The 23007-nt window shown below is 59.4% G+C and carries 37 protein-coding genes and 1 pseudogene; 21 read left to right on the top strand and 17 right to left on the bottom strand.

Features of this window, described 5'->3' with window-relative positions:
• The first annotated feature begins 298 nt into the window (after positions 1-298).
• From WT60_RS12990 to WT60_RS12980, 3 genes are read left to right on the top strand one after another with little or no spacing between them, the layout of a single operon-like run.
• The gene (locus WT60_RS12990) at positions 299-508 is read left to right on the top strand and encodes a hypothetical protein (RefSeq protein ID WP_060355312.1); all 210 of its coding nucleotides are present in this window, start codon (positions 299-301) and stop codon (positions 506-508) included.
• Between the two features lie 8 nt (positions 509-516).
• The gene (locus WT60_RS12985) at positions 517-762 is read left to right on the top strand and encodes a hypothetical protein (protein WP_059641706.1); all 246 of its coding nucleotides are present in this window, start codon (positions 517-519) and stop codon (positions 760-762) included.
• Between the two features lie 23 nt (positions 763-785).
• On the top strand, positions 786-1031 hold the full coding sequence (locus tag WT60_RS12980) for a hypothetical protein (RefSeq protein WP_226383056.1): 246 nt from the start codon (positions 786-788) through the stop codon (positions 1029-1031).
• Between the two features lie 123 nt (positions 1032-1154).
• On the opposite strand, the gene WT60_RS12975 is transcribed toward WT60_RS12980, so the two are convergent.
• The 6 genes from WT60_RS12975 to WT60_RS12945 form a co-directional block, all read right to left on the bottom strand.
• On the bottom strand, positions 1155-1499 hold the full coding sequence (locus WT60_RS12975) for a hypothetical protein (RefSeq protein ID WP_236860826.1): 345 nt from the start codon (positions 1497-1499) through the stop codon (positions 1155-1157).
• Positions 1496-2422 carry a phage Gp37/Gp68 family protein gene (locus tag WT60_RS12970; protein WP_060355313.1) on the bottom strand — a complete coding sequence of 309 codons (927 nt, stop codon included), beginning with the start codon at positions 2420-2422 and terminating at the stop codon, positions 1496-1498. The genes WT60_RS12975 and WT60_RS12970 overlap by 4 nt, the downstream gene beginning before the upstream one ends.
• Positions 2419-3471, bottom strand: coding sequence for a hypothetical protein (locus WT60_RS12965; protein WP_060355314.1), 1053 nt, complete (start codon positions 3469-3471; stop codon positions 2419-2421). Before WT60_RS12965 ends, WT60_RS12970 begins: the two co-directional genes overlap by 4 nt.
• Positions 3472-3485: 14 nt before the next feature.
• On the bottom strand, positions 3486-4451 hold the full coding sequence (locus WT60_RS35180; RefSeq protein WP_236860825.1) for a hypothetical protein: 966 nt from the start codon (positions 4449-4451) through the stop codon (positions 3486-3488).
• Between the two features lie 13 nt (positions 4452-4464).
• Complete coding sequence (locus WT60_RS12950) at positions 4465-5172, bottom strand: hypothetical protein (protein ID WP_060355315.1); 708 nt, start codon at positions 5170-5172, stop codon at positions 4465-4467.
• Positions 5173-5448: 276 nt separating this feature from the next.
• Entirely contained in the window at positions 5449-6222 is a 774-nt protein-coding gene (locus tag WT60_RS12945) for a prohibitin family protein (protein ID WP_236860881.1), read from the bottom strand.
• Positions 6223-6661: 439 nt separating this feature from the next.
• On the opposite strand from WT60_RS12945, the gene WT60_RS12935 reads away from it, so the two are divergent.
• Positions 6662-7270 (top strand): hypothetical protein, encoded by a 609-nt coding sequence (locus tag WT60_RS12935; protein WP_060355318.1) that lies wholly within the window; start codon positions 6662-6664, stop codon positions 7268-7270.
• 79 nt (positions 7271-7349) lie between these two features.
• Here WT60_RS12935 and WT60_RS35565 read toward each other — a convergent pair whose 3' ends face one another.
• Genes WT60_RS35565 through WT60_RS12925 form a run of 3 tightly spaced genes read right to left on the bottom strand, consistent with a single transcriptional unit; the run spans position 7350 to position 7922 of the window.
• Positions 7350-7475, bottom strand: coding sequence for a hypothetical protein (locus WT60_RS35565; RefSeq protein ID WP_257790884.1), 126 nt, complete (start codon positions 7473-7475; stop codon positions 7350-7352).
• Positions 7476-7505: 30 nt separating this feature from the next.
• On the bottom strand, positions 7506-7637 hold the full coding sequence (locus tag WT60_RS35560; RefSeq protein ID WP_060820909.1) for a hypothetical protein: 132 nt from the start codon (positions 7635-7637) through the stop codon (positions 7506-7508).
• A 9-nt stretch (positions 7638-7646) separates the two neighbouring features.
• Entirely contained in the window at positions 7647-7922 is a 276-nt protein-coding gene (locus WT60_RS12925) for a hypothetical protein (RefSeq protein WP_025992358.1), read from the bottom strand.
• A 554-nt stretch (positions 7923-8476) separates the two neighbouring features.
• Between WT60_RS12925 and WT60_RS12915 the strand changes: the two genes are divergently transcribed.
• Both WT60_RS12915 and WT60_RS12910 read left to right on the top strand, forming a co-directional pair.
• Positions 8477-8815 (top strand): hypothetical protein, encoded by a 339-nt coding sequence (locus tag WT60_RS12915; protein WP_045603127.1) that lies wholly within the window; start codon positions 8477-8479, stop codon positions 8813-8815.
• Positions 8816-8862: 47 nt separating this feature from the next.
• Positions 8863-9063: a hypothetical protein gene (locus WT60_RS12910; RefSeq protein ID WP_060355319.1), complete on the top strand. Its 201-nt coding sequence runs from the start codon at positions 8863-8865 to the stop codon at positions 9061-9063.
• Between the two features lie 148 nt (positions 9064-9211).
• Here WT60_RS12910 and WT60_RS33620 read toward each other — a convergent pair whose 3' ends face one another.
• From WT60_RS33620 to WT60_RS12895, 4 genes are all read right to left on the bottom strand, one after another.
• Positions 9212-9772 carry a hypothetical protein gene (locus WT60_RS33620; RefSeq protein WP_145986783.1) on the bottom strand — a complete coding sequence of 187 codons (561 nt, stop codon included), beginning with the start codon at positions 9770-9772 and terminating at the stop codon, positions 9212-9214.
• On the bottom strand, positions 9736-10212 hold the full coding sequence (locus WT60_RS12905; RefSeq protein WP_082759174.1) for a type II toxin-antitoxin system HicB family antitoxin: 477 nt from the start codon (positions 10210-10212) through the stop codon (positions 9736-9738). The genes WT60_RS33620 and WT60_RS12905 overlap by 37 nt, the downstream gene beginning before the upstream one ends.
• Position 10213: 1 nt before the next feature.
• On the bottom strand, positions 10214-10474 hold the full coding sequence (locus tag WT60_RS12900; protein WP_082759176.1) for a type II toxin-antitoxin system HicA family toxin: 261 nt from the start codon (positions 10472-10474) through the stop codon (positions 10214-10216).
• A gap of 744 nt (positions 10475-11218) precedes the next feature.
• Complete coding sequence (locus tag WT60_RS12895) at positions 11219-11656, bottom strand: hypothetical protein (RefSeq protein ID WP_060355320.1); 438 nt, start codon at positions 11654-11656, stop codon at positions 11219-11221.
• A gap of 92 nt (positions 11657-11748) precedes the next feature.
• On the opposite strand from WT60_RS12895, the gene WT60_RS12890 reads away from it, so the two are divergent.
• Positions 11749-11982 carry a helix-turn-helix transcriptional regulator gene (locus WT60_RS12890; protein ID WP_043276727.1) on the top strand — a complete coding sequence of 78 codons (234 nt, stop codon included), beginning with the start codon at positions 11749-11751 and terminating at the stop codon, positions 11980-11982.
• A gap of 6 nt (positions 11983-11988) precedes the next feature.
• On the opposite strand, the gene WT60_RS12885 is transcribed toward WT60_RS12890, so the two are convergent.
• A complete protein-coding gene (locus WT60_RS12885; protein WP_236860823.1) occupies positions 11989-12318 on the bottom strand; it encodes a hypothetical protein in 330 nt (109 codons plus the stop codon).
• A gap of 62 nt (positions 12319-12380) precedes the next feature.
• Here WT60_RS12885 and WT60_RS12880 point away from each other — a divergent pair, with 62 nt between their 5' ends.
• The gene (locus WT60_RS12880) at positions 12381-12713 is read left to right on the top strand and encodes a hypothetical protein (protein WP_060355383.1); all 333 of its coding nucleotides are present in this window, start codon (positions 12381-12383) and stop codon (positions 12711-12713) included.
• Positions 12714-12945: 232 nt separating this feature from the next.
• Here WT60_RS12880 and WT60_RS12875 read toward each other — a convergent pair whose 3' ends face one another.
• Positions 12946-13182: a hypothetical protein gene (locus tag WT60_RS12875; protein WP_060355322.1), complete on the bottom strand. Its 237-nt coding sequence runs from the start codon at positions 13180-13182 to the stop codon at positions 12946-12948.
• 183 nt (positions 13183-13365) lie between these two features.
• Here WT60_RS12875 and WT60_RS12870 point away from each other — a divergent pair, with 183 nt between their 5' ends.
• The 13 genes and pseudogenes from WT60_RS12870 to WT60_RS12815 all read left to right on the top strand — a co-directional run bounded on the left by WT60_RS12870 (position 13366) and on the right by WT60_RS12815 (position 20983).
• Positions 13366-13806, top strand: a complete 441-nt coding sequence (locus WT60_RS12870) for a phage regulatory CII family protein (RefSeq protein WP_015967389.1) — start codon at positions 13366-13368, stop codon at positions 13804-13806.
• Positions 13807-13816: 10 nt separating this feature from the next.
• Positions 13817-14272: pseudogene (locus tag WT60_RS35175) on the top strand (DNA cytosine methyltransferase); the annotation flags it as partial.
• 235 nt (positions 14273-14507) lie between these two features.
• A complete protein-coding gene (locus WT60_RS35170; RefSeq protein ID WP_236860885.1) occupies positions 14508-15005 on the top strand; it encodes a hypothetical protein in 498 nt (165 codons plus the stop codon).
• Between the two features lie 4 nt (positions 15006-15009).
• Positions 15010-16146: a site-specific DNA-methyltransferase gene (locus WT60_RS12860; protein ID WP_060355324.1), complete on the top strand. Its 1137-nt coding sequence runs from the start codon at positions 15010-15012 to the stop codon at positions 16144-16146.
• A 29-nt stretch (positions 16147-16175) separates the two neighbouring features.
• A complete protein-coding gene (locus WT60_RS12855; protein ID WP_060355325.1) occupies positions 16176-16997 on the top strand; it encodes a hypothetical protein in 822 nt (273 codons plus the stop codon).
• Complete coding sequence (locus WT60_RS12850; protein WP_060355326.1) at positions 16994-17254, top strand: helix-turn-helix domain-containing protein; 261 nt, start codon at positions 16994-16996, stop codon at positions 17252-17254. Before WT60_RS12855 ends, WT60_RS12850 begins: the two co-directional genes overlap by 4 nt.
• Before the next feature lie 153 nt (positions 17255-17407).
• Positions 17408-18400, top strand: coding sequence for a helix-turn-helix domain-containing protein (locus WT60_RS12845; protein ID WP_060355327.1), 993 nt, complete (start codon positions 17408-17410; stop codon positions 18398-18400).
• Complete coding sequence (locus tag WT60_RS12840) at positions 18397-18948, top strand: DUF1064 domain-containing protein (RefSeq protein ID WP_060355328.1); 552 nt, start codon at positions 18397-18399, stop codon at positions 18946-18948. Before WT60_RS12845 ends, WT60_RS12840 begins: the two co-directional genes overlap by 4 nt.
• Entirely contained in the window at positions 18945-19319 is a 375-nt protein-coding gene (locus WT60_RS12835) for a hypothetical protein (protein WP_060355329.1), read from the top strand. Before WT60_RS12840 ends, WT60_RS12835 begins: the two co-directional genes overlap by 4 nt.
• Entirely contained in the window at positions 19316-19735 is a 420-nt protein-coding gene (locus WT60_RS12830; RefSeq protein ID WP_060355330.1) for a nuclease domain-containing protein, read from the top strand. Before WT60_RS12835 ends, WT60_RS12830 begins: the two co-directional genes overlap by 4 nt.
• A gap of 53 nt (positions 19736-19788) precedes the next feature.
• Positions 19789-20070 (top strand): hypothetical protein, encoded by a 282-nt coding sequence (locus WT60_RS12825; protein ID WP_060355331.1) that lies wholly within the window; start codon positions 19789-19791, stop codon positions 20068-20070.
• Positions 20046-20306 carry a hypothetical protein gene (locus WT60_RS12820; RefSeq protein ID WP_060355332.1) on the top strand — a complete coding sequence of 87 codons (261 nt, stop codon included), beginning with the start codon at positions 20046-20048 and terminating at the stop codon, positions 20304-20306. The genes WT60_RS12825 and WT60_RS12820 overlap by 25 nt, the downstream gene beginning before the upstream one ends.
• An 8-nt stretch (positions 20307-20314) precedes the next feature.
• Entirely contained in the window at positions 20315-20983 is a 669-nt protein-coding gene (locus WT60_RS12815; RefSeq protein ID WP_060355333.1) for a hypothetical protein, read from the top strand.
• Between the two features lie 253 nt (positions 20984-21236).
• On the opposite strand, the gene WT60_RS12810 is transcribed toward WT60_RS12815, so the two are convergent.
• On the bottom strand, positions 21237-21599 hold the full coding sequence (locus tag WT60_RS12810; protein ID WP_222430139.1) for a WYL domain-containing protein: 363 nt from the start codon (positions 21597-21599) through the stop codon (positions 21237-21239).
• Positions 21596-23005 carry a DUF2130 domain-containing protein gene (locus WT60_RS12805; RefSeq protein ID WP_060355334.1) on the bottom strand — a complete coding sequence of 470 codons (1410 nt, stop codon included), beginning with the start codon at positions 23003-23005 and terminating at the stop codon, positions 21596-21598. Before WT60_RS12805 ends, WT60_RS12810 begins: the two co-directional genes overlap by 4 nt.
• Between the last annotated feature and the right edge of the window lie 2 nt (positions 23006-23007).

Below are 23007 nucleotides of genomic sequence, written 5' to 3'. Positions count from 1 at the left end.
CGAGACGATCAAGCCGTGCGCGGAGTGCGTCGAACTGCACGGGCAGCCGTCGACGGTAAAACCGAATCATCTGGAGATGGTTGGCGCCGGTGAGTTCCACGGCGAATGCCGCGAAGAGCATTGCGAGTGCTCGACATGCGGCGTCGCGTTTGCCGGTGTCCTGACGGGCGAGGCCGAGTCCAGCGTGCGGTTGGCCGTGAATTCAATCCAGCATTGACGCCCACACGCGTTGCGCCGTCAGATTCATGAAACCCGCGAGTGCTACGATCGCCTCGGTTCGTTTCATGGTTTGGCTCAAATGCAGAGTTTGTTCACGATGCGCGGCTATCAAGTCGACTGTACGCCGCGCGTGACCGAAGATGGTCAGTTCGCCGCTCAGGTGACGTTCACCTACATCGGCTACAACCCAGAGGCGTTTTTCAAGAATCTCGGGACCTACGAAACCGAAGAGGCAGCGGTCGAGCGGGCTCGGTCGTTCGCCGTTGAGTGGCTCGCGCGAAACGGTTGAACTGGGCTATGCTCGATCGATTCACATACCGCGGGTACGACGTCGAGATAGAGGCAACCGAGCGGGAGAGCGATGCCCTTGGCCCGCGCGTGCTCGTGAGCATGTCGATCGTCCGCGCGCGCGATGGCGACGTGCTGTTTCGCGAGGCGCCGATCCGCATGCTGCCAGCCGGTGTGACAATCACGCCTGATCTGGCAATCGAATACCGGCGAGATGAGGCTCGGCGTCGGGTAGACGGGGTGATCAGCGCGTAGTGCAGTTCAATACGGAGGCTGATATGTCGGAACATATGGTTGTCGACGAAAACGGTTATCTGTGTTTTTGCGAAGCATACGAAGAGGCTTCGGGTGTTTGGCGCGCACTCGTGCGTTTCGAGCGCAAGAGCGACCATACGGCGATGAAGTCCCACATCGCCAGCATGAGGCACACGATCGTTGAGAAATTTGCGACCCACCACGAAGCAATGGAAGCCGCAAAGGCTTACGCCAGATACAAGGCGTCTCAAGACGACACGGGTCTCTAAAATCAACGATCGAGGTGACTACTCCTCTGCGCCGATAGAGCATCGCATCTGCGTTTTGCGGCCGTCGAGGATGGCGCGCACCATCGGGGCGTTGAACAGGATTGAACGTTCTTTCATCTGGCGTTACTCCCGGCCCAGCAATTCCGATACGACCTCGTTGGTATCGACGAAGTAGTAGTCGGAGTCCGTCAGGTTGTTGATCAGGAAGCGTTCGAATTCGGCGGCCGGCATGGTCGCTTGAATTCGGCGCCATTTCGCGGTCGGCCCGCGCCACGTCGGCTTGATGCCGGCGGCGCGCGCGGCCGCGAGGTTGTGGTGGCCGTCGATCAGCAGCCGGTACGACTTCCCGCGAAGCGTCACATCGGCGACGTGCACGATGAACACCTTGAAGCGGGCAGCCTTATCCGTGACTCGCGACGGATTGAGATGGCGCTGCGACGAAATCAACGGTTTAGAGGCAATGCTCATCGCGACACCTCCGGGAATTCGTCATGCGTGCGACCGTCGAGCAGGCGGCCGGCTGCTTTCTTGCCGACGCGCTCTGCGTAATGGACGCGTTCGCCGTTGAAGCCGTGTCCGCCTGCCAGATTGATCCAGCGGCCGGGTAGGCGAGCCATGCGATCGCACCGACGATAGTCCGGATCGTCCCGATCGCGGTCGTAGGCGAGAGAGTGTTCACCCCATTGCTTGAACAGGAACGGCACATCTGCGGCAGCGCATTGGTCGCGCAGCGACCGAGCCCAGTCGGGATGCAGCGGCCTCGCACCGGGGCCGCTTTCGCCACCGCAAATTACCCAGTCCGGAAACAGGTCAGACGGGATCGTGCCGAGGTCGCCGAGCATCGGCTCGACGCTCCAAAACGTGACGCGCGCACCGGTTGCTTTGAGCTTGGCCGCGTCGCGCAACATCTCGTCGCGGTTCGCGATCGTTGCGCCGAGCCAGACATGCGGCCACGGCCACTCACGCTCATCGCGCATGATGCTGCCCAGGGTGCCGGCAATCATCTCTCGCGCGTTTCCGATTCGCTTCGTCAGCAGCAGCCAGTCGAGGTTCGACGTGTCGGCGATCAACCGGAAGAGGTCGCGGCGCCAGAGCAGATCAACCGCGTTGTCGAACACGTCGGCGAGCGACGCGCAGAACACGCGCTGGCGCCGGCCGTGCGCGTCGAAGAACTGGTCGTGCTCGCGATTCCAGCGTAGCGGCATGCGCCAGTTGGCGGCCGACGTGCGGCGGCGTGGCGCGCCGGGCCCCCAGTTCACGGCCGAGCCGCCAGCGAAGCGTGCATTGCGCGCCTCTGCGTAGCAGTGGTCGCATCCCGGGCCGACCTTCTGGCAACCTTCCCACGGGTTGAACGTGTGGTCGCACCATTCGATTTTGCTGTTCTCGCTCACGATTTGCTCTCTTGGGTGCGGGCGGCGTCGGCGACCTGATCGGCACTCGCTTTGTACTCTGTGAAGGTCAACGGTCTTAGCACCTTCCTTTCCGCCGCGGGCATGTAAATGGTCTCGTACTCGTATTTGATGTGCGTGCGATACCGCTCGGCATCTCGCTTGACATCGTCCGCCAGGTCTACGCTTGTCCGCGTCGGGGGATGCACAGGACACGGCCGCCGCAGCGAGCCGTCGCCGCTCGGGCAGGTGCATTCCTTCGACTCCTCGCTTGGCTGCTGTGTGGAGTCGAGAAGGGCGCGCAGTTCAGTTGCCTCCGTCTTCAGCCCGTGGAATTCCAGCGTGTCGGCAGCTCTGCTGATCGTCTGCTGTTCACCGACCGTCAGGGTCGACGACTTTGCGTCGGCGTAGAGCAGGTGCTTGCCTTTGCCCAGCGTCTGCCGTCCGCGCTCGTTGAGGGACATGAACGAGATGCCCGTGGCCGAATCCCCCGGCTTCGAGATCGTTACGGACCCTACCGCTTCTCCCGCATCGGCGGGGGTGCAACGCATCTTATGAGCGAGCATGCGCAGCTCGTAGGCGACAGCGCGCACGCCTGCTGCAGCGCTGTCCTGTCCGAGCCTGTCCAACGCATCAGCAGCCATCTCCAGCGACTCGTCGTTGCCGCACAGGACTTCGGCCCGCAGCTCGCGAAGCACGCCTTCTGGATCGCCCACATTTGCAGTCCCGAGAACCCTGCCGTCGCGCAGTCCGGCCGCATAGCCGTTGTTGCTTGCCGCGATCAGCTCAGGGTCGTCGCGCTCTCGCGCCTCAGCGCGCGGTGCGGGCTGCGAAGATGCGGATGCGGCAAGTGTCGGAACGATCGCGCGGTTGATCAGGTCGTCGATCGTGCGCGAGTCGCAGTAATCGAACGTGCGAAGGATTCGTCCTTCCGGCGTGCGGATACCTTCGTCGGAATCGAGCTTGCCGAAGTATTCCGCAAGCGCTTCGCCGAGTGCTTGCCGTTGGTCGTATGTCAGCGCATCAGCGCGGCTCTGTTGTTGGTCGTTCATGGTCGAACCTCGATTCAGGACGGTTTGCGGATCTCGACCGCACACAGCGTGGTCATCACTTCGTGCAAAGCCGCTTCAAGCCATCCCATGACCCACTCATCGCCCACGACGCTTCGAAGCAGTTGGTAAGCGGACAGCAGCGACGCGGACAGGTAGGTGACCTTCTCTGCATCGGTCATCGTGGCGATGCCGTTGCGGGTATAGTCGTCCAACACGAGCTTCATCATCCGCATGTCTTCGGCTTTCTCGGCGTCGCTGTATGGCGAATCAGCGTGGATACCTTCGTCGAACCCCGCCCGATAGGCGGCTTGTTCTGCGGGTGTGCGCCCGGTCGGCTCCGTTGTATGCCGTGTGCGATCGCGGCGCACCTTGGGGGGAATTGCACGTGCAAACAGCGCGTGCGGGCCGTCTTCGGTGTCGTAGATCTCGAGCAGCGCCCAACCTTCGCCATCGGGTGGCGTCGGCGTCCATGCGCTGCAATCGGCGTCGGCGCGTTCGTGGTACTGCTCGTAGCTCTCGGCATCGACGTCGGATTCCATGCTGACGAACGCCGATTCGATGCCGAACGCCGCGAGGAACTTGTCGATGCGTACGTCTTCGTCGCAGCAGGGAAGTGCGGGATGCGTCAGCCAACCTTGATCGTCGCGCTCGATCTCGCGCGGTGCGAGCAGCTTTTCCCGCAGACCTTCAAGCGAGATCAAGCCATCGAAGAGCGATTCGCGTGTCGCGGTTGCGAGATCGAGCCGAAGAGCCTTTGCTTGTTTCAGTGCCTCGTCGCGCTGCGGCGACTCGGGCAGCAACCCGATCGCGCCGACCAACTCAAACATGTACTGCGTCAGGTTCACGATGCCGCTCGCGCGCGGCTTCGCCTCGATGGGGGCGCGCGCTCCGCACTCGACACATACGCTGTCCGTCCGCACGTAGTCGTGTGCGCACGTGTCGCGCGATTCTGCGCGCGCGGTATTCGTTTCGTTGATCATGACTTGTCCCTGTTCAATAGTCGCGACCCGGGTAGTAGGTGTTGATGCTGTTCTCGTCGCCGTCGATGATCAGCTTCGTGCCGGCGGCGTAGAGCTGGAACAGGCGGCGCTTGAAGCCATGCATGGGGCCGACGAACAGCGTCTTGCTTGGGTCCTTTCGATCGATCTGCACGCTGTACACGCGGCCATCGTGGACATCGATCTGATACGGGCAGCTGTAGGATTCGGTGCCGTATTCCTTGTCCAAATGGATGTGGTAGAACTTCGAATCGACGACGCTCGCTTCGCGAACAATCAGCGTGATGCGATTGGATTCTTCGCATGAGCGCGAGCGGTACTGGCGATCGGTGTGCTCGTCCTTGATGAATTCCTCGACGAGTTGCGAGAGCTTGATCTCGGTCGGTGCGGGTGCGAGCAGTTCCTTCATTTGCTGCTCGATCTGCGTTGCGATCGTCGCGTTTAACTGCGTGTCGACTTGTTGACGAACGACCTTGAGAATGAGGTTGTTGTATCCGGGCAGTCCGAGGTTATGAAAATCGACTTGCAGCGCGGTTTTGACGTGTTCCTTCAACCGCTCGCCGAAGCTCGAGTACGAGCGGAGTTCCTCGTCGATGATCGAAGTGATCGTCTTCGCCAACTTTTCTTCGATCGCCTTCTCGATCGCGCCGGCCGCGACGATGTTCGAGAAGGCAGTGGAGACAGCTTGTTGCAGTTCTTTCATGGCTTGGCCCTCATGCGCATCATTGGAATCCGAAAAAGTGCTGGCCCGTACAGGCGCCAGCTCAAGCGGGGGTTCAAGGGCGGACACTCAGCGCTCGCATAAGGCAGCGTTGCATGAAGTGATCAACATTGAGTTGAGGGAGTGACGGAGCCCAACCGCCACCGCCGAGCGTCCGCTCTTGAATCTCCGCAGCGGAAAAAGAGGGTGCCGAACTGGCCACCCTTAAAGGCCGCCCATATCCGAGGGGGAGAGCCCGGGCGCAGGCTCAGAACTTCGTTACCTGATCTGAACGAACGGGACGCTGTTCGCGCCCATGTATTGGGGAAGCTTGCCGTCCCACTTTTCAATCGCCATCTGTTGCAGCATCTGGCCGTTCTCGCGCAGTGCTTTCGCTTTCACTTCGAGCGCTTCGGCTTCGCCCTTGGCGATTGCGACCTGCTTCGCTGCATCGGCCTCGGCAGCGCGCAGTTCGTTCTCTTTCTGCTGCGCGATCTGTGTCGCGGCGATCTTCCCGTTGATCGAGTTCATAACCTGCTCGGGGAGACGCATCTGATTCACGAAGTAGACCTTCTCGACGCTGATTCCGACGGTCGCGGCATTCGCCTTTACCTCGTCCTCGACGCGCTGCTGAAGCGCCGCTTTGCCCTTGCCGTAGACGTCCTCGACGGCCATCGACGCGCCGGCGAGATTCAGTGCGTCGCGCACCATCGCGCGCAGATAGACACCCGTGATTTCGTCGACGCCGCGGCGGTACTTCTGGAACACCTTCGGCGCGTTGTCGTGCGGGATCGCGTAGCTGATTCCGATGTCGGTGTTGACCGACAGTCCCTCCACCGTTTGGAATGTGAACGACTCGTCGGACTTGTCCGTTCTGTCCCACACGTAGGACTGCGTGAACGTCGGGAAGATGAACATGTCGACGTTCGGCCCGTTGAAGTAGCGGCCGGGGCCTTTCACCTCGACGTTGACGCCGCGGTCGTCGCCGTAGCGTTGCACCTTCACACCGACGTAGCCGGCCGGGACGTTGTCGCAGCCGGCCGCGAGGAACATCACCGGAGCGAGGATCAAAATCAGAAACAGGCGTTTCACTTGTTCTCCTTGATATGAGGGGGAAGAAATTTCACGAAAGCGGCGGCATACGCCAGCCACACGAACGGCACGGCGAGCAGGGTGATGCTGCTGTCCTGATTCACCAGCCACGGGGTTACGATCGACAGCAGCACCAGAAACAGAACGACCGCGAAAACAAACTTCGAAGCGGTTTTGATGGGTATCTCCCGTGAAAAAGGGCGGGGCGCACGTACAGGCCGCCCGCCGAAAGGCCGCGCTTATCCGAGAGGAAATCCCGCGCGCGGCGAGCGGGGAACTGCGGTGCGTGGCTTACGTCGGCCACAAAAAAGCCACGCGTCCGGAGCGCCGGGATGTGCGTGGCTACGGGGCAGGTTGCCGTGCTAGGATTTGCCGCAGAAGCACAACGACGGGGTGCGAAATGAACAATCGAAAAACGATCCTCTTTGTGTTATTTGGCGCTTGTGCGGTGATCTTGCTTTCATTCGTCGGCGCGACATCCGCCGGGACAGAGAAATACGACGGCGACGTGATGGCTAGTTGGCTGCAAGCAACTGGCTCCATTGCGGCTATCGTCGGTGCATACTGGGTCGCAGAACATCAGGCGCGACAGCAACGCCGACAAGCACTCGAGATGGACCTCTTGTCGCGCAAACGAAGCTTCGAAGCGTTTCGTGCCATCGTTGAGAACGGAGACAAATGCCTTCACGAAGTCGAGTTCATCGGCGGTGCGTCGCCCACAGCGGAGTTCGTCAAGTATTGGGAACAGGCGGCTAGACGCTTTAACGATGCAATTAACGCGCTGGCAGCCATTCCGTTGCACAGCTTGGGATCTTACGAAGCAGTGCGTGCGGTTGTGGGCATGAAGGACACTCTGTTAGCCGCGCGAGACGCTGTCGATTCGTACGTCCGCCCGCTAGATAGCGACAACCCGCTCTTCGAAGACGACTTCAAAGGCAGGATTAAGCAAATGGCGTTGGAAGCAAGTTCCTATCGAAACGAGTTCGAAGTGACTCAGCAAGGTGTTTGAGTTGCTGTGCTGCATCGCTCCAGTGTGGGAGTGGTGTGCCGGCATGTCGCAGTTGCCCCTTCAAGATGCATTGTGCTCCTTAGATCAGGCTTTTGCTGGCGTCGATGTAGCCAAGTCGATAACCGATGGTCGTCGATCTTGGCGGTCTACCGAGAGCAGCGTCGTTCCAGCCTTTTGCGTAGTCGCTAATGCGTGCTTGGTTCATGGTCGGTCTCGTTGTGCTGCTGTCGCACGATTACGGTGTGCTGCCTGCCTGGGTGACGCCGGGGGCGATCAATGCCAGCGCAAACTCGCGTAGCAGGTGCTCGACAAGCGCGCCGCGAGGCATTCGACGCAGCTCGAGCAGGTTCTTTGCGGGTTGGCTCACGATCGTCTCCTAGACCTTGAGTCCGACCGTACGCAGGAACATGCGTCGGTCGTAATCGAGTTTCATGCGGGCCGCGTGTCGCATGGCATGAGCGCGGCCGATGTTCTCGCTGTACCGATGGGATAGGCCGAGCAGCGCCCACGTCTCACGGCTCGCGTTCGCGCTGACTTCGAGGTCAGCTGCTGCGTTTTCTAGCCACTCGACCGACACGGTCGGCAGCTTCCGTTTCGTTTCCACTGGTTCTCCTTTCGAAGAGTCACGATCGCGATCCTCGTTTCCCCTCATGATTTAGTAGTCCGAATTCAATGAAACGATGAGGGTGCAACGCTGATCGATCTGCTTCCTTGTCAGTTTTCATGGGATGGGGCCACTGCCGCGACTTCCGGCTTCGCTCTCCCCTCCGAACGACAATCCGGCTATCTCGCGAACCGCCACGTGCGTCGCGACCAACTCCGGCGTCCTCTGGCTCCCTCGCCGTGGCCAGACCACGTCCGCATCGGCAGGACCCCATCTCATGAAAGCTGAGGGGGTGTCGGGCGCTACCCCGTTTCTCGGCTACACCGTAGAGCCGGCCGGTTGCTCCCTGTACTGCGGTCCCGGCGCACTAGCACTCTTAAAGATCGATCCGCTGGAGCGGTGGCGCAGCGATCCGTGCTGCGTCGGAGTGAATATTAGAAGTTCTTCTTTTTTGGGTCAAGAGAAATTCTAATATCCGGTGGTGAATTTGTAACAGCGTCCGAACCGGGGTAGGCTTACGCCGCGCTGACGCGCAGCTTGCTCAGATGGCGCCGGCGAATCCCGCGCCGAAGAAAGCTGGGATGGACTAGAGAGACCAAACGATGAACAAATACGGGATCGCGGTTGCGATCATCGCGGGGGCAGTGCTCGTTGCATGTGGTGACGAGAATGGCGATTTGATGGCTCGGGCGCGGAGGGAAAGGGACGTTCGGGCCATTACTCTGTGCCAAGACTATGCTCGGTCCAAAGCCACCCATCCGAGTACGGTAGACTTTTCCCTCTTGGGAACTCGGGTTGCCGAGCAATCGGACGGCAGCGTGATCGCTGCCTCAACCTTCACTGCGAAAAATGGGTTTGGCCTTGAGTTGAAGTACGAGGTGGCCTGCCAGGTCAACGGAAGCGGCATCGTTGAAGCAGGTGTTCGTGAGGCTCGCGATTAAGGCGCCATCCAAATCACCTATGCTATGAAGTTCAACGGGAGCTAGCCATGACGTCCGGCGACGTGATCACAATCTTCGAGCGGTTGAACGCAGAGGGAAAGGCAGTAGTCGACCTAGATGAGACATGCGCCGGGTTCGCGGGCTGGCTGGCCGAGGCGTGGGATCGGCTCGGTGATGATGAGATCGCGTTGCTGCCGTCGGTAAGAGCAACACTCTTCCGAGAGGGTTTCGAGCGGGGCCAGAAATGAAGAGCCCCGCTCAGGGCGGGGCTTATCTAAGGGTGTCTTCGTCGTCGTCAGGCTGCTTGCCGGCATTCTGGCGGTGAACATGCCCGGTAAGGAAAGCGAGGGCGATGCTTGCGGCTGGATTGCATGGGAGTAAGAACATCCACCGAGCTTAGGCCGAATCGATCGATTTCTTCGCTCTCTTTCTTGATCGAGGGGGCTTTGCCGGGGCTGGCAGCTGTACGCCTTCACCAGAATTCGCGGTCGCAGGAGTAATGTCTGTTGAATTAAAATCAATCCCCAGATTGGGGCTGACGCCTGTAAAACCCATATCTTGTGCAATCCGGCGCATTCTCTCCATTTGCAGTGGAAAGGCTTGAACTATAAATGTCCTGATTTCTCGACCGGCGTCTAGGTCATCAAAATACCCACGCTTCTCACTCTCGAATAGATATTCGGCACGGGTTTCGATGCTGAAAGAGCGATCGGAGTCACTTCTTCCTTGCCCTTGGAAACCTACTAATTCCATCGTGAGTTCTAGGTGTACGTAATCGCCTTGATCTTCCTTTGATGGCAACGGGCATACGCCATCCATTCTCGCGATGGTGGTTCCGCTGCCGTCTTCTGAGGGACTTTCGTATCTTTCGGCGGATATTGAAATAATCCGTGTATCTACGAATTTAAAATCACCCGCACTCAATGTGGCAGGGGCGTTGCGCTTTCGTGTTTCCATTTGGTCGGTTCTTTGAAGGTCGCAGTGACTTCGAGCTGTGCGCTGCTGGCATACGTATGGTGGTGACTATGTTCGTGATTATGAATAGTCACATAGCGTTCGCCGGATATCTCGTGTTCCAAGGAAATTCGTACGAACTCGTTTAGAGTTATAGCTCGTCTTGCCGCTTCGACCTGTACCTTGCGATGCAAGTCAGGCGAGACGCGAACGTTAAATGTGCCGCTGCAAGGCTTGTTGGCGTCGATGCCTTCTTCTTTACATACGGCCAGATAGTTGTCTACTGCATGAATAAAGGCCTGCTTGAGATCAACCAACGTCTCGGCTTCGTAATTTACAAGATCTTCGATAAATAGAATCTTCCCCGTGAGAATCCCATCCTCAAGGCTGAATTCAACAGACCCTACATACCCCTTGTGCTCAAAAACGTTCGATTTCGTCATTTCATTCCTCGCTGTCCAGCAGGCCGAATTCCTGAAGCTTGGTCACTATGTTTCGCAGACAGTATTTCTTGACAATCGAGCCTGGGTGTGGCTTGTGCAAAAACAGCTTCCGACCATCTTCGCGAAAAAATGTTCTATACGATCCGCCTTTTTTGGATTTTTCTTCGAATCCGACCGATCCCAAAAGTAAAATTAACTCATCCCAGGTGAAATCCGCTGGGATGGCCACCATGCGCTGGCGTAGCTTCTCTAACTTCGACACGAACTATATGCGATCTATGTTAGTGGTTGCAACTAAGATTTAGTTGCAAAGCGTGTGTTCTTTTGTCGCTTGGTCGACGTGGCGACCCCGTCGATCACGTGCTGACGGGCAATCTGACCAACAACTTGTGGCTGATGAGCACAACGATATGTCCGACATCTGCTCCAGAATTGATGCCCGGCGGCATTGAGGCAGAACGGCGAAGAATGACGTTCATTCTGTTCATGTTGTCGCATCTCAGGTTCCACGATCCCCGGCTCGCGGTTCGCCGTTGTAATTTTGCCTGCATGGCTTTGGCGCAGCACGCAAGATTTTGTTGAATTGTATTCGTGCCGCGCAATGTTGGTTGATTTTCGGTAAGATAAATTTGACTTCTATCCGTGCAGGGCGTGAAGCCATTTCTTACACCCTGTCAGAATTGTCATTGATAGGCCACTTTGTCCTTGGCAAAATACTGTATGCATGAACAGTATTTGTGACAAAAAAAAGACGACCAGGGGGTGGTAATGAAAGAAAAATCGACGGCGCGCTTGCGCTGCAGGCCGGGGGATTTGGCGATTGTGACGAAGTGCGGGGTAAAGGAACGGATCGGGCTGCTTGTCCGAGTCGTGGAGCGCTGCGAGAGCGATGCGCACGACTGGGTAACTGAACTGCAGGGGGCGGGGATTCTGGCGCGAGGTGTGACTTCCGGGCGCGTCTCGCTTCGTCGTCGGGCGCTGATGCGCGACTGGAATCTGACTCCGATTAGGGGGATGGAGACTCTATGTCGAACGGCTCATCCGGGTCGGGCAGCATACGAAGCATCAGCTTGAATGTTGTTTCCGGTTCGCCGGCCCTATCTGCCCTGATGACAGCTTCGATGACCTTCCGCGCAATAGCGCTAATTCCCTGAAGCGTGACGGTGTCTTGTATCGCCTGAACATCCTTAGCTAGCCGAGGGCTGACCTCTGCCGGATTGGCTCCGATCTGGGCGCAAATTGCCAAGAGGGCTCGCACGTTAAGCGGGATGATGCCTCTGAAATATTGGCTGATAAGGCCCTGAGTGCCTAGCCCAGTCGTCTGCGCGAGCCATATTTGGGACGCCCCGGGGTGCCCGTTTTTGTAGCGTTCCCAAGCCGCAACCAAGCGATCTCGATCCGCCAGTTCCTCCTCGGTGAGGGGGCGTTTCTCTACAGTAGCCATGTCGGTATGTTAAATAGAGACGCTAATAAATTGGGCGGCTCGTAATTAGAACTTCTCTTGACGCAAAAAGAGAGAAGTTCTAATATTTCGCCATGAACAATGTGCGCAGCCTTCGCAAGACGCTCTCCCTCTCCCAGGCGGAGCTGGCCAAGAACATTGGAGTCAGCCAATCCGCGCTGTCTCACTATGAGAACGGTGGGTGCAATCCGTTAGTTGGCACTGCGCGGCGGCTGATTGCATTTGCCAAGACACGCGGTATTGAGTGGCGGCTTGAGGATGTTTACGCAGCGCCAGATCTCGCCCAACAGAAGGAGACGACGGCGTGATGCCGCTCAGTCTTCTTCCGTCGGAAGCAGGTCGGCGAGCACGGCCTCAAGGTGCTTGTGCAGGTCGGCGAGTACTTCGCGGTGCTCGTCGTCGAACGCGGCCGCTTCGGCTGGATGCCATTCCGAAGTGCCGGGTTCTGGCTCAAGACCTTGAAGCGCTTCGCGCAAGCGTACGGGAGCGAGTTCGCGGGTTTCCTTCGGATCGCCGTCGACTTCCTCGAACGATCGTTGGACGAGTAGTCGCAAGACGATTTGCTGGAGGGCGAGGACCTGAATTCTGAGGCGGTGGTGATCGAGGTCGTGCTGCGTGAGCGGTGCCGGGGTTATCTTATTCAAGTTAACGATATCCTGTGAGAGTCGTTTGTCCCATGAAGGGACGCCCAATAGAAGGAGCCAACGTGACAAGCGCGCAAAACAAATGTGCCGTGACGATCGAAGCAAGGCCCAATGGAACGGGGCGGGTGTTGATCGATGGCGTCGAAATCCGATGCGTTCAGAGCGTCAACGCGCGCGTCCGAGCTGGGCAGGGGCCGGTAGTGGAGCTGGGATTGGTCGCTGATGGCGGCACCCAGATCCACTACGACGGCGCGAACCTCTACGTCGAAGAAACTGCTATGCCCGCGGCACTCGAAATCGCTCTGTGGAAACACCTCGCGAAGAAGTACGGCCGCGAAATCGACGTTACAACGATGAGTTCGTCGACGCGCGATCACTGCCTTGTTGGCGACTAGATTCGCGTGATCTCGACGCCGCTTCTCACGAGTCGAAAGACATTTTCCGAGACGCGGTTCAGTGGCTCACCGTTCGAAAGTCGATATTCCTTGAGTTTTCGAGTCGCTTACCCAACAGAAGGAGACTTCATGAAGCGCATGTACGCACGTTTCGTCCTGTGGCTGATCCGGCCGGCGCTCGAAGCACATCGTGCGGAACGCGAGCCGGACATCGCCGCATTGACCGAAAAGCTTAGTCGGACTTTACGAGCGTCAGAGCCGGTTTCTCGGGCTCGTTAGAGACGACCCGCAAAGCAATCTCGGCAATCTTTGCGCTCAATGGGTCTAGTTCGTCGACCTGAGTGAATTTCTCAATTAGTCGTTTGATCGTTGCCTCGGAGCCGGGATGCGCCACTTCGAGTGCCGCAATGGTTGTTTGAATGAGGACGCGGTTGGCAAGAATTTCGAGTTCGTAGTTTGGAACTTCCATGAGGGTCCGTAGAGAAGTGGTTGTTTGAGAGCTGCCAATTCTAAGACGAAAGTCCGGGGCCCTCGCCCAATGCAGTAGATCGCGCCTGCACGGTGTGGTCGAGGAAATTGAAATTTCGTTCGCGTCATAGGGACACACTTTAGTAGTCCTTATCGAATCGAACAACGTTCAGATGAGGATTGAATGAACATCATCGACGCCGCATACGCGGTTGTTCACGATTACCCGGGCGGCAGTGAGTCGCTCGCGCCGCGTCTCGGTATGTCGGCGGCGGTGCTGCGGAACAAGGTGAACCCGAACAACGCTACGCATCACCTCGGGCTCGCTGACGCGGTTCGCGCGACGGACGTGACCAACGACGATCGGATGCTCGAAGCGTGGGCAGCGGCGCGTGGTTACGCGCTCGTGAAGTTGCCGAGCGCCGTTGAGTGCTGCGACGCGGCCATCGTCGAACTGATGGGCAAGGCGTGGTCGACGCACGGCCTAGTCGGCCGAGAGATCGTCAAGACGCTCGAAGACGGGCGCGTCGAGCACTCCGAAGTCGTGCGGGTCGAAGCGCGCATCTTCCAGCACGCACAGGTGCTGTTCAATCTCGCGGCGCGGCTGCGCGGCATGGCTGAGTAGCGGGGAGCGTTTGAGTGCCGCCTACTACAACGAACACGATCCAGTCACCGCCGCGTGGCTGCGAAACCTCATCGCCGCCGGTCACATTGCAGCTGGTGACGTCGACGAGCGCGACATCCGCGACGTCCATCCTGACGACCTGCGCGGATACACCCAGTGCCATTTCTTCGCAGGCGTCGGCGTCTGGTCCTACGCGCTTCGTCGCGCCGGCTGGCCCGACGATCGACCTGTTTGGACCGGTTCCTGTCCGTGCCAACCTTTCAGCGCGGCAGGCAAAGGACTTGGGTTTGATGACGAGCGGCATCTCTGGCCTGCGTGGTACTGGCTTATCGGCGAGCGCCGCCCTGCAATCGTCTTTGGAGAGCAGGTTGCGAGCTCGGCTGTCGACCCTTGGATCGACCTTGTTCAAGCTGACGTGGAAGCGTTGGACTACGCCTATGGGTGTGTCCCGTTTCCGTCTGCGGGCGTCGGCTCCCCGCATATCCGAGACCGGGCGTATTGGATGGCCTACGCCGCTCGCGAGCGACGCGCGAGGATCAGCGGGCGTCGGCAAAACCGAATTGCCGAACATCGCGAAGCTGGCCGGTTGGCCCACTCCAACCGCATGCCAAGCGGGCGGGGCTCCGGAGCAGTTCTTAGAACGGAAGCTACGCGCGATCGCGCGCGGCTCGAAGATGGGCGTGAGCCTGACGGATCTTGGAATGGTTGCGCAACTGTCGGGCTGGCCGACGCCGACTGTTGGCAACGCGGAGGGATCTCAATCGTTCGCGGGCTTGAGCGCGACGGGCAAGACGCCGGACGGTCGCAAGGTCGCGGTGAGCCTGAATCATGTGGCGCAGTTCGCGGGCTGGGCAAGCCCGACCACGGGCGATGCGAAGCTGCGGGACTACCAACGCAGCGGTGCAACGGGGACGATCAATCTAGCGCTGAACGGAATGGCCAAGCTGGCGAGCATGCAACCGTTGCAGCCGGCCGCCGAAGCGGAGTTGAAATTGCCACCGCTGATCCCGGCCCGATTAACGGCTTCTGGCGAGATGCTGATTGGCTCCTCTGCCGGGATGGAAAGTGGCGGCCAGTTGAACCCGGCACATTCCCGTTGGCTCATGGGGCTCCCGCGCGAGTGGGACGACTGCGCGCCTACGGCAACGCGATCAACGCGGAAGCGGCGGTTGCGTGGATCGAAGCGTGCCGAGGGGTGATCGGATGAACTGGCTCGACCGCTCCCATCGCGGCGACTGCCGCGACCTCATGCGCGCGATGATCGCCGATGGCGTGAAGGTGCAGACGATAGTGACGTCGCCGCCGTACTGGGGCCTCCGCTCGTATCTGCCCGACGGCCATCCGGACAAGCATCGCGAGATCGGCAGCGAGCCGACACTGCGCGAGTTTATCGACACGCTCGTCGAGGTGTTTGATCTCGCGCGCGAGATGCTCGCGGACGACGGAACGCTCTGGCTGAACATGGGCGATGCCTATGCGTCATCGGGCGGACAGACGCCGATGCGTGGCGAGACGTTCGCCGGGCGCGCTCGCGCGAAGGTGAACATCTGCCTGAGCAACAGGAAGGCGGGCATCGACGGTCTCAAGATCAAGGACCTGATGGGCCAGCCGTGGCGCCTTGCGTTCGCATTGCAGGATGCCGGCTGGTATCTCCGGCAGGACATCATTTGGCACAAGCCGAACCCGATGCCCGAGAGCGTGCGCGACCGCTGCACGAAGGCACACGAATATCTGTTTCTGCTTTCGAAGAGCGAGCGCTACTACTACGACTTCGACGCGATGCAGGAGCCCGTGACTGGCGGCGCACATGGGCGTGCGTCCGGCAATCGGTCGCACAAGGCCGCGGATGCATTCGCGGCAGGCGATGAGCATCACCGCACGAAAAGCGGGCTCGTCGCATACGCCGAGCGGCAGCGTGCTGCGGGCGTCAATCCGAAAGCTGTAGCGGTTGCCGGTTGGCAGTCGGGGCCGGGCGCACATTCGACTGTCCAGCACAACCGCGGCGCGCGAACGAAACGGCCAAAGCAGAACGAATCGTTTTCTGCGTCGGTCGCGGAGCTCGTTACGAGTCGAAACCGCCGCAGCGTTTGGACGATTCCGACGCAATCGTTCGACGGAGCACACTTCGCGACTTTTCCCGAGGCACTCGTCGAGCCGTGCGTGCTCGCCGGCAGCCGGCCGGGCGACGTCGTCTTCGATCCGTTCTTCGGCAGCGGCACGACCGGACAGGTAGCGCAGCGTCTCGGCCGCCGTTTCATCGGCTTCGAACTCAACCCCGACTACGAGCCGCTGCAGCGCGATCGCCTGCGGCAGCCAGCATTCATTTTCGAAAGCGCTTGATCGCGCACACAAGTTAGCGAGGACCAGAGATGGCAAAGAACTCGATAGACGTCTACGGGGCATCGGGCAAGGGCAACGTCCTTTCGATGGACCCGGACAAGCTGACGCTTGTCACGGACCCGAAGCACCCGCTATACGACCGGCGCGTACATCAGGCGCCGAACCCGAAGACGGTTCGGAACTACCGCGCGCAGGGCGTGCTTGAGCCGGTGCTCTTTTGCAAAGACCCGGAGACGGGCGAGAACCTCGTGATTGATGGCCGTCGCCGAGTGACCAACGCGCGCGAGCTGAACCGTCAACTGATCGATGCGGGCGAAGAGCCGATCACGATTCCAGCGATCCCAAAGCGCGTTATGCGCGACAGCGACAAGTCGTTCGTCGGAATGATGGTCAGCACGAACGAGATCCGCGAAGAAGACTCGCCGATCAACCGGGCCGAGAAGATGGCTCGCATGCTCGACGTCGGCCACACCGAGGATGCTATCGCCGTCGCGTTCGGCGTCGAGGTGCCGACCGTGCGCTCCGCATTGAAGCTGCTCGACTGCTGCATGGCGGTGCGTGACGCTGTTGAGGCGGAACAGATCACTGTGTCGCACGCGCTGAAGCTTGCGAAGCTGTCGCCGGACGAGCAACGCGCGAAGGTTCAGGCGTTGATCGATGCCGCTGACGGCAAGGAAGGGCACGCGCGCTCGCGTGCGCAGAAGGCCGTGCTCGGCGGTACGGCGGCACGCGTACGTCCGCGTAAGCAGATCGAGGCGGCGCTTGCGGAGGCGACGGGCGAGCGCTTGGCGGCGCTGCGATGGGTGCTCGGTATTGACGACGCGGAAAGCGCACAGGAGGCCGCCGAATGAGTTTCGAGCACCTCAACCGCGCTATGCGCGAGCAGTTCCCGCCGACGGCCAAGGTGATCCTGATCTTTCTGGCGCGGTTGGCCGACGAGCAGGGGAATTGCGATCCGTCGATCGACGCCATTGCGGAATTCGCGGGCGTGACGCGCGTGACCGTGTCGTCGACCCTTCGCACGTTGGAGGAGGTCGGTGCGCTGCGCATTACGCGCCGGCCCGGTCACCCGAGCGCCTATCGCTTGACTCTCGGGAGAGCGTCTTGACTCCGACCGACATCAAAGAGCCCGTTCCGGCGCGCGCTGGCGAAGTGACGCCCGTTGCGGTGACAGCTCGCGCAGCGGCCACGCGTACGTGTCTGTCATGTGGCGCAAAGACTGACGCTGACGGCGCGTTGCCGTGCGGGCACTGAGGAGCCTATGAGCGTCAAGGTTATGAACGCCGTGTTCGAGCGCTATCCGGAAGGTGGCGGCGAGATGATTCTCGCGCTGGCACTCGCGGACCATTCGCACGACGACGGCACGCACATCTATCCGAGCGTCGACAAGCTGGCTGCGAAGACGCGCCAATCGCCGCGTGCGGTGCAGTACCAGCTTCGCCGGATGCAGCAGTCCGGATGGCTGATTCTCGTGAGCGAGTCGACGGGCGGACGTGGAAACACGCGCGAATACCGAATCAATTCGGACTGGATAAACGGTGCAGAACTTGCGCCCATTTCGTCGGGTTCAAAGGGTGCAAAAAATGCACCCACTGGAAAGGGTGCAAACGGCGACGTAAAGGGTGCAACTGGCGACGTAAAGGGTGCAAATCACAGCACTAAAGGGTGCAAAGCTTTTGCACCCGAATCATCAGGAACCACCATAGAACCATCAGAGAACCATCAACCCGCGCGGCGTGCGCCGCGAGTTGCGTTGCATGGCGAACTGCGATCGATCGAACTGCCCGACTGGCTGCCCCTCGACGCATGGCTCGACTGGTGCGAGCACCGCGAGGCGAAAGCGTCGGAGAAGTCGGCGCCGTGGACACGCCCGGCAGCGAAGGTGTCGCTGCGTCGCCTCGAGAAGCTCAGAGAGCTTGGGCATGCCCCGACGGACTGCATCGACGAAGCGGTGCTGCGCGGCTGGACGGGGCTGTTCCCGGTGAAGCCGGACGGCACGGCGACGAATGGGCAGGACGTTCCTTCCGATTGGCACAAGAGCGCGCAAGGCGTTACTGACCGCGGTAAGCAACTCGGTATCGAGCAGCGCGAGGGCGAAGTGTTCATGCGTTTCAAGGCGCGCGTCGTCAAGGCGGACGGGCCCGGCGAGGCGATGGAGGAAATGCTTCGCGAGGCCAACCGCTTCGGGAACGAAACCTACGAGCAGCTCTACCGGTACTTCAACGACATCCCGCGCGATCAGGAGAGCGTGTGAGCAAGAACGCACTCCGCTATCCCGAGAGCGCGATCGAAGGCGGTCGCTTCGGAACCGCTCGTGTTCGCGAGGACAGGACGATCGGCCGCAGCTTCGCCGAGCGCGAGGTGTTGCGCCGCACGGGCAATCAACCGAATTCGGAATTCGACGAGATCGCTTCAGGCGACCTCGACAGGCCGATCTTCCCGCCCGCCATGACGGCGAAGCGCTCGAAGTACCGCAACACGAAGTGCGAGTACGACGGCATCAAGTTCGACAGCAAGCGCGAGCGCTCACGGTGGTTCGAATTGAGCCGGCAACAGGCGGCAGGCCACATCAGCGAACTTCGTCTTCAGGTGGAGTTCGAGCTGATCGCGCGTCAGCGGCGCTCGGACGGCTCGATCGAGCGAGCAGTCGAATACGTTGCCGACTTCACCTATCGCAATTCCGCAGGCGAGCTTGTTGTCGAGGACGTGAAATCGGCCATCACACGGAAGAACAAGGACTACGTCATCAAACGAAAGCTGATGCTCCGAGAGCACGGCATCACGATTCAGGAGGTCGAGTGAAGAAGAAGGTGAGCTTGAGTTCGGGTAACTGGCTGATCTGCGATTGCTTGAAGCGGAAGGCCGGCCGCCGCGGGCTGACGATTGAGCAGATCGGATACGAAGCGTCGATGACGACTGATACGGTGAAGGGGCGCATACGAAACCTTCTCGGCAAGAAGTATGTTGAGCGCATCGAAGGTTCGCGCCCCACGACGTACCGCTGCTTGCTCAAGGAACTTCCGCCGCCGACTGAGTCGCCGCAAGAGAGGCTCTTGAAGCGAGCAGCCGAACAGCATCGAGAACGTAACGCGGCGATCGCGCACGCGGCATTCGCCATGGACCGAATGATTCGTTCCTGCGCAGTCGTTGCGCAACGCGATCGGCGCCAATGAAGCGAACGGGATTTAAGCGAAAGCCGCATTCGCCGTTCAGCAGCCTGACGCGAACGGTGACGCTGAAGCGTCAGAAGGCGATTGTGAAGCGGATCAAGCGGCCGACGGTCGCCGAGGGTTCGAAGTATCTGGCCGCGTGCCGAGGCGAGCCCTGCTATCTGCGCGTACCGGCGCAGTGCTGGCGCAATCCGATCGATGAAACGGTCGTGCCGTGCCACGACAACAGCCTCGCATCGGGGAAGGGTATGGGGCTCAAGGCAAGTCACGAACGGACGGTGCCGGGTTGCTTCTGGTGCCATCGCTGGCTTGATCAAGGGCCGACAACGCGCGAGGAAAAGCAGGCTGCGTTCGAAGCAGCATATGAGGAATGGGCGCCGGTGCGCGCTCGAAAGATGGGAGAAAAGGATTGCCAGTGATTTTGACGGTGCAGTTGCCTGCCGGTCGGCACTGCTTTAAGCGACGGCACGGGATGGGGCCGACGATCAGCGCCGAGTTGCACAGGCCGTTGCCGACGACCGTGTACCGGATCGCGCGCGTCGTGACGGTTAAGCGCCAATTGCTGACGACCGTCGAGGTAGACGCATTCATTCCGGAACATCATCGAACCCACATCGCGCCGAGCGACATTCGTTGGATCGCGCCGGATGTGTTTCGGACGAGAGCGTACTGGATCGACAACAAGAAGTCGCGCGTGCTCGGGGCATTCATCGAGAGCGGTGACGCTGAATGGGATGTGCGAGGTATGTCGTGAGCGCCATTCTCTATTTCAACCTGAGCGACGTCGTGGAACCGGTAGCAAAGATGGCGGTGCGGAGAAATGAAGCGCTTACGGGGAACCGGTTTATCGCATTTCCCGGTTGCCCGCTCGAGGGCGTCGAGCTCGACGACGGGCAGATCGAGACGCGGCTCCATCACGGCGAGGAGGTTCGTGACGTCCTGATCAACTGGCTGATGTACTGGGGCATTCCTTTCCGCGTTCTTCCATGAGACAACAGATGGATTTCATTTTCGACAGCACTCGCCAAGCGCTGCACGTGTCGTTCCTGATTCTGGCGAGCGAGCCGCGAGCGAAGAACGTGCTTCGAACCGCGCTCATTCGCGCGATGGAACTTGAGCCGGAACTGTCCGAGGAGCAGCGGAAATGGCTCGGGCAACTGACCGGCTCGGCCGCCGAATCCACTGTGAATTTCAGCGGGCTCGACATGGCGGAAGTGCGGGCGCAGTGCGCTGCCGTGGTGAGCGCGGTCCGCACGAAGCTGATGGACGTCGAGCGATGGGCGGTGATCGCGCGTTTCGGGCAAATGGGAGACACTCGGGATGCCGATGGCGTAAAGCGCTACTACTTCCTCGCCGAGCGCGCTGAAGCGATCCAGAGCCTGTCGCGTTGGCTGGAGCCGTCGTTTCCCGGCATTTCGAATCTCGCACTCGACTGTCTGCTCGCGCGGCTGTATGCGAATCACGCGCGGGCGACGATCAGCTTTCGCGATCTTGAGCGCAGTTTCGGCGCGAGCCATATGACGTACAAACGTGCGTACGAAAAGATCGACCAGCGCTTGCGAGAAGTCGAGGCGTCAGCGGTGGGGCGGCTTACGCCATACTTCGAAGAGACGGGGCTGATAGCTGTTCAGTCGAATACGCGTGATGGAGACTTTCGGCCGGGCTAGCGCGACGTTGTCTCGCTGGCGACGTGTTGGAAATTCCAGCGGGCGACGGCTGTGGCCAGCAACTGGAACATCGCGCGTCGATTGGGGTGCGCCGCATCTCATCGTGACCTTTGCTGGTTCGAGCCAGTCGCTATTGCTTTTGCTGCCTTGAGGGCATTTTTCTAAACATCAGCGACGATCCACAGTAAGCTCTGCGGCAGAAATGCAGGGCAATGTTTAGCCTCAGTGGTGCGCCGTAACCAATCTGGGTCCGTCAAAGCTCTGCGAAGATTGTGGTCATGTGTTTATCGCCTCGACTGTATCCGGGGCGTTCGCCAATGAAGTGTTGTCCAGTAGTCTGCAACCCGGAAATTTTTGAAATATTGCAGAAATCCCATTCGTGGCCCGGGGTGACATGGCCACCTTGTGTTTGGTAACATCGCAACACGTTATTTCCCGCTGTCGACACTCCCACCGCGTGCGGCTCGGCTACGCGGGCGAATCCATCGTATGTGAAAGATAGAACTTCTCGGTTGCGAATAGCGTCGATGATTGTTTGTAACATCGCGACTGCTCCTCTTAGATGTGCCCTGCATCCTAGATTTTTCATTCCATCAATCTGATTGACGTGGCTCATTCCGCATCGGAAGGGCCATGATTCTTGATCTCCGCGAACTTGGCAGCCATCGTCGGATTTCCACGAGTCAGCTTCTTGATCGTCACGTCCTGCGCCTTGTCGTTCGCGAGACGAAGGTTCCGATCGGTTCCAAGTAGGGCATCCTTCGTCTTCTGTAGATGGTCGATCGACTTGTCGATCTCATCAATTGCCGTTTGGAAGCGCCTGGAGGCGAGATCATAGTTCTTCGCGAATGCGCTCTTGAAGGTTTCGAGGTCGGTTTCGAAGCTCGTGATGTCTATGTTTTGCGCCTTAATAAGTGCCAACTCCGACTTATACTTGAGCGAGTTCATCGCAGCATTTCTCAGAAGTGTAATGATTGGAAGAAAAAACTGCGGTCGGACGACGTACATTTTCGGGTGCCGGTGAAACACGTCGACAATTCCGGTGTTGTAAAGCTCGCTGTCGGGTTCGAGCAGAGAGACCAACACCGCATATTCGCATCCCTTCTCGGTACGATCCTTGTCGAGTTCCTTCAGGAAGTCCTCGTTTTTGCTCTTCGTGGCGGTGTGATCACTCTCGTTTTTCATTTCGAACATGATCGAAACAATTTCGGTGCCAGCCTCATCTGAGTCGCGAAAGATGTAGTCGCCCTTGCTGCCAGTCCGCGAGTCGTTGTCCTTCTCGAAATATGCCCTCGGAAATGCCGTCGCTCGAATGCGGTTGAACTCGGTCTCGCAGTGCTGCTCAAGAGTTTCACCAACCATCTTGGTCGACAAGCGGGCCTTCATGTCCCGGAGGCGCTCGATTGCGTCATCGCGATCCTTGATCTGCGTCTCGTACTTGTCTTTGAGCGACTTCTCCGCGAGCTGCATCTCAAGCTCCGCTCGCTCGAGGCCACTCTTCAGTTCGTCGCGTTCCTTCTCGACTGCGCTGAGTGCCTCGGTTATGGCGAGCTTCTGCGCAACCTCGATGGCATCGAGCTTGGCCTTTAGGTCCTGGATCTCCGCGTCCTTCGTAGCTGCGGCGCTTTGCAGTTCGCTCGTGAGCCTCACCTCGGCTAGCTTGGAGGTGGCTTCCTTATCGAGCTTCGCTCGCTCAAGTTGGTTCGCAAGTGCGTCACGCTCTTTTTCCACGGCGCTTAGGGCCTCGGTCACGGCGAGCTTCCGTGCGACCTCGCCAGCATCGAGCTTGGCCTTCAGGTCCTGAATTTCGGCGTCCTTGGTTGCGGCAGCTCTCTCCAGTTCGCTGGCGACCTTGGTCGTGGCAAGTTCAATGGCATTTCGTTTGTCCTGCTCGGCCAGTTCAAGCCGCTCGTGCAACTGCTGCTCGAACTCGTTGTCGCGAACCTGCTTCAAGATGTCCGCGTACCCGGCCTCGTCGATCTTAAATGCCTTCCCGCAGTGCGGGCAGATGATTTCGTTCACTG

This window comes from Burkholderia sp. MSMB617WGS (genome assembly GCF_001532025.2).
Classification (GTDB): domain Bacteria; phylum Pseudomonadota; class Gammaproteobacteria; order Burkholderiales; family Burkholderiaceae; genus Burkholderia; species Burkholderia savannae.
This window is presented reverse-complemented; position numbering and strand designations above follow the sequence as displayed.